The 9,920-nt window shown below is 71.6% G+C and carries 12 protein-coding genes, 2 tRNA genes and 1 pseudogene; 10 read left to right on the top strand and 5 right to left on the bottom strand.

What is annotated here, in order from left to right:
• Nucleotides 1-89 (top strand): annotated as a pseudogene (locus ACZ6W9_RS34185) (DNA-binding response regulator); the annotation flags it as partial.
• Nucleotides 90-165: 76 nt separating this feature from the next.
• On the opposite strand, the gene ACZ6W9_RS34180 reads toward ACZ6W9_RS34185, so the two are convergent.
• Both ACZ6W9_RS34180 and ACZ6W9_RS34175 read right to left on the bottom strand, forming a co-directional pair.
• Nucleotides 166-666 carry a protein-tyrosine phosphatase family protein gene (locus ACZ6W9_RS34180; RefSeq protein WP_389962458.1) on the bottom strand — a complete coding sequence of 167 codons (501 nt, stop codon included), beginning with the start codon at nt 664-666 and terminating at the stop codon, nt 166-168.
• A 63-nt stretch (nt 667-729) separates the two neighbouring features.
• Nucleotides 730-1,320, bottom strand: a complete 591-nt coding sequence (locus ACZ6W9_RS34175; RefSeq protein WP_389962455.1) for a CGNR zinc finger domain-containing protein — start codon at nt 1,318-1,320, stop codon at nt 730-732.
• A gap of 136 nt (nt 1,321-1,456) precedes the next feature.
• Here ACZ6W9_RS34175 and ACZ6W9_RS34170 point away from each other — a divergent pair, with 136 nt between their 5' ends.
• Nucleotides 1,457-2,581: a M28 family peptidase gene (locus tag ACZ6W9_RS34170; protein WP_389962452.1), complete on the top strand. Its 1,125-nt coding sequence runs from the start codon at nt 1,457-1,459 to the stop codon at nt 2,579-2,581.
• Nucleotides 2,582-2,759: 178 nt separating this feature from the next.
• Nucleotides 2,760-2,835: transfer RNA gene (locus ACZ6W9_RS34165), tRNA-Thr, on the top strand.
• Nucleotides 2,836-3,174: 339 nt separating this feature from the next.
• Here ACZ6W9_RS34165 and ACZ6W9_RS34160 read toward each other — a convergent pair.
• Nucleotides 3,175-3,366, bottom strand: coding sequence for a hypothetical protein (locus ACZ6W9_RS34160; RefSeq protein ID WP_470121463.1), 192 nt, complete (start codon nt 3,364-3,366; stop codon nt 3,175-3,177).
• Nucleotides 3,363-3,734 (bottom strand): hypothetical protein, encoded by a 372-nt coding sequence (locus tag ACZ6W9_RS34155; protein ID WP_389962447.1) that lies wholly within the window; start codon nt 3,732-3,734, stop codon nt 3,363-3,365. The genes ACZ6W9_RS34160 and ACZ6W9_RS34155 overlap by 4 nt, the downstream gene beginning before the upstream one ends.
• 92 nt (nt 3,735-3,826) lie before the next feature.
• Here ACZ6W9_RS34155 and ACZ6W9_RS34150 point away from each other — a divergent pair, with 92 nt between their 5' ends.
• Nucleotides 3,827-4,588: a GntR family transcriptional regulator gene (locus ACZ6W9_RS34150; RefSeq protein WP_389962444.1), complete on the top strand. Its 762-nt coding sequence runs from the start codon at nt 3,827-3,829 to the stop codon at nt 4,586-4,588.
• A 37-nt stretch (nt 4,589-4,625) separates the two neighbouring features.
• Here the strand turns inward: ACZ6W9_RS34150 and ACZ6W9_RS34145 are convergent, their stop codons facing one another.
• Nucleotides 4,626-5,105 carry a nucleoside deaminase gene (locus ACZ6W9_RS34145; RefSeq protein ID WP_389962441.1) on the bottom strand — a complete coding sequence of 160 codons (480 nt, stop codon included), beginning with the start codon at nt 5,103-5,105 and terminating at the stop codon, nt 4,626-4,628.
• Between the two features lie 443 nt (nt 5,106-5,548).
• Here ACZ6W9_RS34145 and ACZ6W9_RS34140 point away from each other — a divergent pair.
• The 6 genes from ACZ6W9_RS34140 to ACZ6W9_RS34115 all read left to right on the top strand — a co-directional run bounded on the left by ACZ6W9_RS34140 (nt 5,549) and on the right by ACZ6W9_RS34115 (nt 9,765).
• Nucleotides 5,549-5,622 (top strand) — tRNA-Met (locus ACZ6W9_RS34140).
• A gap of 73 nt (nt 5,623-5,695) precedes the next feature.
• Nucleotides 5,696-5,860 (top strand): 50S ribosomal protein L33, encoded by a 165-nt coding sequence (gene rpmG / locus ACZ6W9_RS34135; protein WP_350957462.1) that lies wholly within the window; start codon nt 5,696-5,698, stop codon nt 5,858-5,860.
• 386 nt (nt 5,861-6,246) lie between these two features.
• On the top strand, nt 6,247-6,693 hold the full coding sequence (locus ACZ6W9_RS34130; protein WP_389962438.1) for a MaoC family dehydratase N-terminal domain-containing protein: 447 nt from the start codon (nt 6,247-6,249) through the stop codon (nt 6,691-6,693).
• Nucleotide 6,694: 1 nt separating this feature from the next.
• The gene (locus tag ACZ6W9_RS34125) at nt 6,695-7,123 is read left to right on the top strand and encodes a MaoC family dehydratase (RefSeq protein WP_389962435.1); all 429 of its coding nucleotides are present in this window, start codon (nt 6,695-6,697) and stop codon (nt 7,121-7,123) included.
• Between the two features lie 175 nt (nt 7,124-7,298).
• Complete coding sequence (locus tag ACZ6W9_RS34120; RefSeq protein WP_470121459.1) at nt 7,299-8,681, top strand: glycosyltransferase family 2 protein; 1,383 nt, start codon at nt 7,299-7,301, stop codon at nt 8,679-8,681.
• Between the two features lie 43 nt (nt 8,682-8,724).
• The gene (locus ACZ6W9_RS34115) at nt 8,725-9,765 is read left to right on the top strand and encodes a UDP-N-acetylmuramate dehydrogenase (protein ID WP_389962429.1); all 1,041 of its coding nucleotides are present in this window, start codon (nt 8,725-8,727) and stop codon (nt 9,763-9,765) included.
• Nucleotides 9,766-9,920: the final 155 nt, after the last annotated feature.

The raw sequence follows: 9,920 nt of genomic DNA, 5'->3' as shown, positions 1-9,920 counted from the left end.
TCAACGCCCTGTTCGACAAGCTGGAACTGTCGCACACCACCGGCTACAGCCGCCGCGTCCTGGCCGTGCTGCGCTACCTCGGCACCTGAGCGGCCACGAAATCGAGGGCGCTGAAGTTCGCTCCGGTGGCGATGGGCTTCGGCGTGATGTTTCGAGGTCAGCGGCTCAGCCGCGTGAATCCGGGCGGAGGGGCGGGGGGAAGCGCAGCACCCAGCGGCGCTGCCATGGGGTTTCAACGGCCCGATGATGATGGTGCTCGCGTGTCCAGGCGACGGCGTCGGCCGGGTCGAGACCGGCCAGGACGGCAAGGCAGGCGACGACTGTGCCGGTGCGGCCGATGCCACCTCCGCAGGCGACCTCCACCGCGGTGCCGGCCCGCGCTCGCTCGTACAGTGCACGGATCTGCTGTACGGCCATGCCGCGGTCGCGGGGCAGCAGGAAATCGGGCCATTGGATCCACGCGTGCGGCCACCGCAGTTCACCCTCGTGCCGGCGGCGGAGCCCGTCGGAGCCCAGGTAAAGGCCGAAACCGGGCAGGGGCCCTTCCGGCAGAGGATGGCGAAGGCCGCGGCCGCGGATCCAGGTGCCGTCGGGGAGCCGGAAAGCACCCATGAGCGGTGGCCCGCTCACCGGATGGGCTGTCGTGCCGTCCATGGAACCGTTCATGGGGTTCTCTTCACGTCCTTCGGAAAGCGGAGCTGTCTTCTTCGGTGAGCGGTGCTGTCTTCTTCAGTGAGCGGTGTTGTCAAGCCGCCGCCGTTCGCGGTGATTCGCGACATTGATCCGGTTGCCGCACACGTCGGGCCTGCAGTAGATGCGGCGTCCCCCGCGGCTGATGTCGACGAACACCCCGCGGCAGCCCGGGGCGGCGCAGGCGCGGAACCGGTCGTGCCCGAGTGCCCGGACGGTGCCGAGCAGCCCGATGCCGATGAGCGTGGCCAACTCCTCGGCCAGCGGCGCGTCCGGCCTGGTCGGGACGTACCACTGCCATCGTCCGCCGGGGTCGCGATCCAGCACCGGCCTGAGCCCCGCTCGCCCGGCCAGCACGGCGCCGCCCGCGACGGCCTGGCTCTCCGTCTCGGTCTCCACGACGCCGCGCACCTCCCGGCGCAGCAGGTGAACCTCGCGGACGTCGTCGCCGGTCGGCGGCCGCCCGTCCGCCACGGCGTCGAGCCGCAGCCCGTGCCTTGTGAGGAACTCCATCAACGCGTCCGGGGTCGGCAGGGCCTCGCCCGCCGCGGCCTGCACGGTGGGCGAGGTGTTGGCCAGCTCGCCCGCCATGGTCGCCCCGACCGTGTAGTCGGTGATGGAGATCCGCACACTTCACCTCGCCCCGGTAACCGAATAAATTGGATCATACCCCTTACGGTCGTGCAGGGAATGTGGAAAACCGCAGGTTCAAACGGGCGGGCGCCTCATTCCGCCGGGCGAGCGGATCGATCTACCGTTTTTGATCATGATTGGAAAGTTGTTCGACGCGCCGCGGCGGCCGACGGCCGGGTTGGCAGCCCTGCTCGTCCTGGTCGCAGCGATCATGCTGACCGCCATGGCGGACAGCACCATGCAACCCCTGCCGGCCACCGCCCCGAACGACCAGTTCAGCGCCGAGCGCGCCCTGGTTCACCTGAAGAAGTTCGCCGCCGAACCACGACCCATCGGCAGCCCGGCCGGCGACCGGGCCCGGGACCACCTGGCCGGGCAGCTGCGAGCGGCAGGGCTGGAGGTCGAGATTCAACGCTCGGTCGGTGCCCGCTCCGCGGCGGGGCTGGCGACGTTCGGCCGAGTCGACAACATCGTGGGCCGGCTGCGCGGAACGAACTCGACCGGCACCGTGCTCATCGCCGCGCACTACGACTCCGCAGCCATGGGGCCGGGTGCCTCAGACGACGGCGCCGCGGTGGCCGCGATGCTCGAGACCATCCGGGCGCTGCGCGGCGGCCCCGGCCTGCGTAACGACATCGTGCTGCTCATGTCGGACGGTGAGGAGGACGGAGTGCTCGGCGCTGAGGCCTTCGTCCGTGAGCACGCCCTGGGCAAGGCCGGCGGCGTGCTGTTGAACTGGGAGGCGCGCGGGGTCAGCGGCCCTTCGCTGATGTTCGAGACCTCCGCGAACAACGCCCGCCTGGTCGAGACGTTCACCGGCGCCGTCCCCGCGCCGCGTGGCCACTCCGCCATGGTGGAGCTGTATCGGCTGCTGCCCAACAACACGGACTTCACACCGCTGACCAAGGCCGGCTTCACCGGCATGAACTTCGCCTACATCGAGCGTTCCTCGCTGTATCACACCGCGGGCGACTCCATCGCCAACCTCGGCCGGGGCAGCCTGCAACACCACGGCAGCACCATGCTGGCGCTGGCACGCGCCCTGGGCGGCGCGGACCTGCGGACGCTGACCTCCGATCACGACGTCACCTACTTCCGCGCGCTCGGCACCATGATCACATATCCCGGTCAGCTCGTCTGGCCGCTGGCGGTGCTGGCCGCCGTCGCGGTGGCGGGCCTGGCGCTGCTGGCCCGTGCCAGGCGGCTGCTGAGCCTGCCCCGGCTGGTCCACGGCGTCGGTGAATCCATCCCGACCTGACGCCGCGCCCGGACAGGATCAGGCGGAACTCACAGGATCGAACCCCCGCTGAGCGGCGTCGCGTGGAGGCGGAGTCCGCCGGGACGTCGTGATCCGGTAGCTCCCGTTTGATTTCGCATCCCGGTCCGGAGCCGTGTATGGTTACACCTGTCGGCAGGCGCGAAAGCGCAGCGGACAGGCCCCTTTAGCTCAGTCGGCAGAGCGTCTCCATGGTAAGGAGAAGGTCTACGGTTCGATTCCGTAAAGGGGCTCCACTCCAGTACGACAGATCGCCCGGACCGCGAGATCGCGGGGCCGGGCGTTTCTTGTTGTGTGTGAGATCTGTACGACGACCTTCAACCCGCTCGGGCCGTGAGGTCGCGGGGCCGGGCGTTCGCCTTCACGACACCTTCGCACCGCTGACTCTCCGCCGGTCCGCGGGGCCGGACGTCCGGCGCGCATGAGATCGGGGAAGACGCGCGCCGGACGCCCGGCGCGGCTCGCCTCGGGGGATGTGAGGCGGGCCGGGTCCGGCGCACGGGCAACGGGGGCGTTCCACGCGCCGGACGTTCTGGGAGGACCTCGCAGCCGCTTGCGGGACGGTCCTCGACGGCTCACCCGGTGTCGTTCACGGAGGACGTCTCCAGCTCGTGCTTGCGATCCGGTGAGCCATCGCCCTCGCAGGGCACCCGGTCGACGTCGCCACGGCGGATCCGCCGGAGGTGGACGGGTCCGTTCCGGCCGGGGATGCGCTCCAGCTCGCAGCCGCAGTGCCAGCACTCCGCGGTCGGTTCGCCGCGGGTCACGTGGTCACCGCCCGACGGTTGTGCAACTCGGCCCATGCCATGTGCCCGGCGCGGGTCGCCTGGGAGCCGTACCGGTCGGCCAGGTCGGAGATGACGCGGTGTGCTTCAGGGTCGGTCTCCGCGCCTGGGACGGGGGCGTCGGCGTCGTGAATCTCGAAGCGGATCTTGTTGGAGGTCACCGTCGTGATGAGGCTGATATTGCCCTCGGGCCCGGTTCGGGCGAGAGCGGCGGTGAAGAACGCGCGGATGATGTGTTCCGCGTCGGCGGTGCGGTGGGGCTGGTGGTCGTTCACGACCGCGCGGGCATGATGTACGGCCGCTTCCGTGCTGCTCGGCAGGGAGGCGTAATCCTGAGCGAAGGTCGGCATGAGTCACCCCCAGGGAAAAGCGATCCGGATATCCGGCTCATGATTGGTATAGCCAGCTTGTAAGCCGGATATCCGGCTGTCAAGCTGGTGGCGTGGATCAGCCTCGGTATTTGCAACTCGCCGCACACATAAGGCGGCAAATCGTCACAGGTGAACTCCCGCCCCGGACGCGCCTCCCCGCCCGCCAGGATCTGGCGGCTGAACATGGCGTAGCGGAAGGAGTCGTCCGCGAGGCGATCCGCCAGCTCGCGCAAGAAGGTCATGTGGTCTCCCGGCCCGGCGCCGGTGTGTACGTCAAAGAGCAGCCGAAGGTACGGCGCGTCACCCGCTCCTGGCACCGTGAACGCCGAGCCGGTTCCCCTTTCGCCGCGGACATGCTGGGACAGGGTCGCAAGGGCGCCTGGCGGTACGAGTCCGCGACCATCCAGGCATCGCCTGACGTGAGGGCCCGGCTCGGTCTCGATGATCCGCAGGGCGGCATGCCCGATGTCATGCACACCCACTATGTCTTCACCGCGGACGACCAGCCGTGGATGCTGTCGGACTCCTACGAACCGCTCAACCTCACCAAAGGCACGGTCATCGCCTTCCCTGAGGACGGGCCGTTCGCCGGTCACGGAGTGACACACCGCATGGCTGAGATCGGCATCGCCGTGGACGACTGGGTTGAGGACGTCGGTGCTCGCCCCGCCAGTCCGCACGAGGCGAAGGAACTCGGCATCGCGGCCGGATCCATCGTCCTGACCGTCGAGCGGACCTACCTCGCCGAAGGCAGGCCGGTCGAGATCGCCGACATGGTCGTCCCCGCGGAGACCTCTCGTCTCGGTTACTCCGGGCCGGTCGGAGAGAGCTGACCTGCCGGGCCGGAGCGATCGGCGGACGGGGAGCGGGTCAGCGGGGGGAGTGGAAGCGGCGGTGGAGGTCGTGGACCTGTTCCGCCAGGTCGGGGACCGGGCCCTCCACCACGACGCCCGGGGCGATCTCGTGGATCGGCAGCGTCCGCACCGGCGGCGCGGGGACCCCGAGCTCGGCGAGCCAGGCCGACAGCTGTTCGGAGGAGCTCACGTAGACGATGCGGCCCAGGCCCACCCAGGCGTGCGCGGCGGCGCACATCGGGCAGTGCTCGCCCGAGGTGTAGACGGTCGCGGCGGCCCGCTCCTCCGGGGTCATGTTCGCGGCGGCCCAGCGCGCCAGCTCGAACTCGGGGTGACGGGTGTGGTCGCCGGAGGCCACCCGGTTGTGGTCCTCGCCGAGGACGGTGCCGTCGGCGGCGACGAGCACGGAGCCGAACGGCTCGTCCCCCTCGTCCAGGGCCTCGGCCGCCAGTTCCACGCAGCGGCGCAGGTGCCTCAGCTCGGTCTCGTCGATCACGGTGCCCTCCCGGACGGGATCTCCGGCTCGGCGCCGGATTCTCCGATCGTGCGCTTTCTTGATCGTGTACGGCCGGATCCTACCGACCGGCGGCTCGCGGGACGGGCGTCCGCCGTACGCCGGTCCGGGGTTCCGGGGGTCCGGGGCCGGCCGGGACGGGGTGCCGGACCGCCGTACGGTGGCGTACGGTGGCGTACGGCGGGGCGCGGTGGTTCGCGCCGATCTCCCGCCGCTGGTAATCTGACCCGCGATCAGGGAGGACCCGCCGACGGCGGGAGCCCGGTCCGGGCGGGGCTCACGAGGCCGGAAAACTCCGGTGACTCCCGGCGTGCGGGCGGGCATACTGGGGAAACCCGGAAACAAGGGCCCCGACCTGCACGAGTGCGCAGTCACTCCGCGGGTCAGGTATCCTATCGGGGTCGGCCGATGTCAGTCGGCCTCAAGGCGGAGTAGCTCAGTCAGGCAGAGCAAACGGCTCATAATCGTTGTGTCGCCGGTTCAAGTCCGGCCTCCGCTACTACCCTCCCGGTCTCCCAACAGGGGCATCGGTGTGGGTTGTCCCAGTCCCGAACGTAGAAAGGCACTCCCAAGTGGCTGCCACCGACGTTAGGCCGAAGATCACGCTGGCCTGCCAGGAGTGCAAGCACCGCAACTACATCACGCGGAAGAACCGGCGCAACGACCCGGATCGGCTTGAGCTGAAGAAGTACTGCCCCAACTGCAAGGCGCACCAGGCGCACCGCGAGACCCGCTAGGTCTCCCGGCGAGGCCCACCGGTCTTCCACCGGGTGAGGCCCGCTTCAGCGGCATTCCATACCGACGACGAACCGGCGTCCCGACATCGGGCGCCGGTTCGTCGCGTCCGGGTGATCACCGCGTTCAGGCCGGTCGCCGCGCCGGGCGATCGCCGCATCCGGAGGTCGCCGCGGCCGAGCCGGTCGTCGTGTCCCACAGGTGACCGGCCACCGGGTCCGGGCGGTTGTCGTGTCCGGACAGCTTTCCCGGCCGGGCGTTGACCGCGCCCGACAGCCGGTGCCGCCCGCGGACCGGGCTACGGTTTCTGGATGACCGGTCGCGGGGCGGGAGCGCAGGACTCTTGTTACCGTCGGTCCCACCAGCTCGGTAACCGTAAAGGAGCAAGATGGCTCTGAACCGCGATTTCGTCGGTCGGGCGTCCGCGCCCTCCCCGCCCTACGAGGTCAGCCGCGTGAAGATCAAGGAGTTCGCGGCGGCGATCGGCGACGACAACCCGGTCTACCGCGACCGTGAGGCGGCCCGGGCCGCCGGCCACCCCGACGTGATCGCGCCGCCCACCTTCCCCATCGTGTTCAGCCTCTCCGGCGGGTCGATCCTGGCCGACCCCGAGCTGGGCCTGAACTTCGCCATGGTGGTCCACGGCGAGCAGCGCTTCGAGTACCACCGGCCGATCCACGCCGGTGACGAGCTGGTCAGCGTCTCCACCGTGACCGACATCCGCAGCGTGGGCCGCAACGAGCTCATCACGGTCAGGAGCGACGTCACCACGGTCGGCGGCGAGCCCGTCTGCACGACCTACAACACCATCGTCGAGCGCGGAGGGGCGAGCTGAGATGGCCGCGACTGTCAGGTACGACGAGGTCGAGCAGGGCCAGGAGATCCCGGCCGCCGACTACCGGGTCCGCCGCGCCAACCTGGTGATGTACGCCGGGGCCTCCGGCGACTTCAACCCCATCCACTGGAACGAGCGGTTCGCCAAGGCGGTCGGCCTGCCCGACGTCATCGCGCACGGGATGTACACCATGGCGCAGGCGGGCCGGTTCCTCACCGACTGGGCGGGCGACCCCGGCGCGGTCGTCGACTACGGCGTGCGCTTCTCCTCGATGGTGGTCGTCCCGGACGACGACGAGGGGGCGACCATCACGGTGAGCGGCGTCGTCGAGGAGAAGCTCGACGACAAGCGCGTGCTGGTCGGGCTGACCGCCCGGTCCGGCGACTCCCGCGTGCTCTCCCGGGCCCGCGCGGTGGTCCAGCTCTCCTGACCGCTTCCGGCCCGCGCCGGATCGTCTCCGGAGCGCGGGCCGCACGGCGGGCGTCCCGCGGGATCCCCCGGGCGGCGGGCCGTACGGCGGGCGTGTTCCGGGTCCGCGGCGCCGAAAGATCCGGCGGTGGGCGGGCCGGGCGATACTTCGCCCGGTCCGTGGGTAGCGTCCCGGCATGAGCGATGTACCACCTCACGTGACGGAGCTCGCCGAGCGGCGGGCCAGGGCCCGCGCCGACCGCGACTACGCGGGGGCGGACGCGCTCCGCGACGATATCGAAGCCGAGGGCTGGACCGTCCGCGACGTCGGCGACGGGTTCGAGCTCGCCCCCCGGCCGTCCTTCAAGGTCTGGCCCACGGTGAGCTCCGTACCCGTGACGGGTGCGGGCGGCAGGCAGCCGGAGCGGTCCGCCGAGGCGGGGCTCCGCCCGGAGGGGCACGGCATCCCCGCGGCCACGAACCGCGACACCGACGCCGGCACCGGCCGTGACACCGCCGCGGGTACGGCGGGGGCCGGTGACGGGACGAGGACCGGCGAACCGGCCGGGAGCGGCGGCGCCGCGGCGGGGACCGGGCACGGCGCCTCCGCGGACGTCGGCCGGGGCGACGCGCCCGACGCCGAACGGGTCGCCGCGGCCGCCGAGCCCGGCGCCCGACCCGAGGAGGTGGGCCAGCTCGACGCCGAACGGGTCGGTGAGGCCGAGGCGGCCCCCCGGCCGCGACCCGAGGGCGCCGAGCTCCTCGGCCGGTCCGACGACGTCGAGCGCGCCCCCGAGCGCATGGTCTCCTCCCAGCTGCTGTGGGACTCCAGCCTGGCCGTCTCCCGGGTGGACGAGGAGATCACCCCGGTCGAGGGGCGCAAGCCGATGACCTCGCCGACCGTCACGGTCGGACTCGTCGTGGACGGCTGGCCCGACGACCTGCGCGAGTGCGTCCGCGCCCTGCTCGCCCACACCGACGCGAAGATCGTCGCGCTGGACCTGGGCGACGTGGACGGAGCCGGCGCCGTCCTGCAGGAGCTCGCCGACGCCGACCCCGAGCGGATCCAGGCGTGGCACGTGGCCGAGACCCCGCACTGGCGGGGCGGCACGGCCGGCTGGGGCGAGAGCCGCAACAAGCTGCTGGAACTCGACGACTCCGACGTGCACGTGGTGATGGAGACCTCCGTCGTCCTCGACGGCGACGCGATCACCCCGCTGGCCGGGGCGCTGAACGACAAGGTGAGCGCCGCGGGCTGGAAGGGCGTGGACCCGGGTGAGGACCGCCGCGAGTGGAAGGACGCCGGGCCCGGCGACGTGCGGGCGGTGCTCGGCCACCTGTTCGCGGTCCGGCGGGACGCCGCGCTGTCGGTGGGCGGCTTCCCCTCGGGGGCGCGCTACTACCGCAACGCCGACCTGGAGTTCTCCCTCACGATCCCGGGCACCGTCGTCGCCCTCGGCGACGAGCTCCCGGTCCACGAGGGACGGCACCGCGGCTACCACGACGTCGATCCCGAATACCGTGAGCGCGAGTCGCGCCGGACCTACGAGCGCGTGCTGAGGCTGCTGGGTTCCCCGTAGGCTGGTCGCGAGGTCCGGGACCGGCGTTTTTTGGGGAAAGTGCATGGCTGAGCGGGTGGCAGGGGTGCGGCTGGCGCCGTACACGACGTTGGGGCTGGGCGGACCGGCCGGGGCGTTCGCGGAGGCCGGGTCGGCGGAGGAGATCGTCGAGCTGGTCTCCGCTGCGGACCGGGCCGGTGAGCCGGTCCTGGTGCTCGGCGGCGGCAGCAACCTCGTCGTGTCCGACGACGGCTTCGACGGGCTGGTCGTCCGGGTCGCCTCCCGCGGGATCGAGGCCGACGGCGACCGGGTCGTCGTCCAGGCCGGGGAGGACTGGGACGCGCTGGTCGCCCGCGCGGTGGCCGAGGGGCGTTCCGGCATCGAGTGCCTGGCCGGAATCCCCGGCCAGGTCGGCTCCACCCCGATCCAGAACGTCGGCGCCTACGGGCAGGACGTGTCGCAGACCATCGCCGGCGTCCGGGTCTACGACCGCAAGAACGGCGACGTGACCGAGCTGCCCGCGCACGAATGCCGGTTCGCCTACCGGCACAGCGTGTTCAAGGAGGAGCCGGGACGATACGTCGTCCTCGCCGTCGCCTACGAGCTTCCGGCGGCGGGCGGGCTGTCCGGTCCGGTCGCCTACCGCGAGCTGGCCGTACGGCTGGGCGTCGCCCTCGGCGAGCGGGTGCCGGTGGCGAGGGCCCGCGAGGCCGTGCTGGAGCTGCGCCGGGGCAAGGGGATGGTGCTCGACGCCGCCGACCCCGACAGCCGCAGCGCGGGCTCGTTCTTCACCAACGCGCTGCTGTCCGCGGCCGAGGCGGCCGAGCTGGAACGGCGCGTTCCCGGGTTCCCCCGGTTCGACATGCCGGACGGGTCGGTCAAGGTCCCGGCGGCGTGGCTGATCGAGAACGCCGGGTTCCCCAAGGGGTACCGCCGCGGCGCGGCGCGCATCTCCACCAAGCACACCCTCGCCCTGACGAACCCCGAGCTGTCGGCCACGACCGCCGATCTGCTCGACCTGGCCAGGGAGGTCCGCGACGGGGTGCGGGAGAGGTTCGGCGTCACGCTGGTCAACGAGCCCGTCATGGTGGGCGTCCGGCTGTGATCTGTGAGGGGCGCCGGGGCGTGATGCTCCGGCGTCCCTCGGAGGGCCCGCCGCGGTGGCCCGGTGCCCCGCAGTGAGTCCGTGACGGTCGGCGCCTCCCACACGGCCACGGGCGCTGGGCGGCCCGATGCGATCCGGGCCGGCCACGCCGGTGT

The organism is Streptosporangium sp. NPDC053982 (assembly GCF_055585205.1).
This window is presented reverse-complemented; position numbering and strand designations above follow the sequence as displayed.

Bases quoted from the DNA above. Each gene is read 5' to 3' on its own strand.
- ACZ6W9_RS34180 (WP_389962458.1), bottom strand. From the start codon at position 666: ATGAACGGTTCCATGGACGGCACGACAGCCCATCCGGTGAGCGGGCCA.
- ACZ6W9_RS34170 (WP_389962452.1), top strand. From the start codon at position 1,457: ATGATTGGAAAGTTGTTCGACGCGCCGCGGCGGCCGACGGCCGGGTTG.
- ACZ6W9_RS34155 (WP_389962447.1), bottom strand. From the start codon at position 3,734: ATGCCGACCTTCGCTCAGGATTACGCCTCCCTGCCGAGCAGCACGGAA.
- ACZ6W9_RS34130 (WP_389962438.1), top strand. From the start codon at position 6,247: ATGGCTCTGAACCGCGATTTCGTCGGTCGGGCGTCCGCGCCCTCCCCG.
- ACZ6W9_RS34125 (WP_389962435.1), top strand. From the start codon at position 6,695: ATGGCCGCGACTGTCAGGTACGACGAGGTCGAGCAGGGCCAGGAGATC.
- ACZ6W9_RS34120 (WP_470121459.1), top strand. From the start codon at position 7,299: ATGAGCGATGTACCACCTCACGTGACGGAGCTCGCCGAGCGGCGGGCC.
- ACZ6W9_RS34115 (WP_389962429.1), top strand. From the start codon at position 8,725: ATGGCTGAGCGGGTGGCAGGGGTGCGGCTGGCGCCGTACACGACGTTG.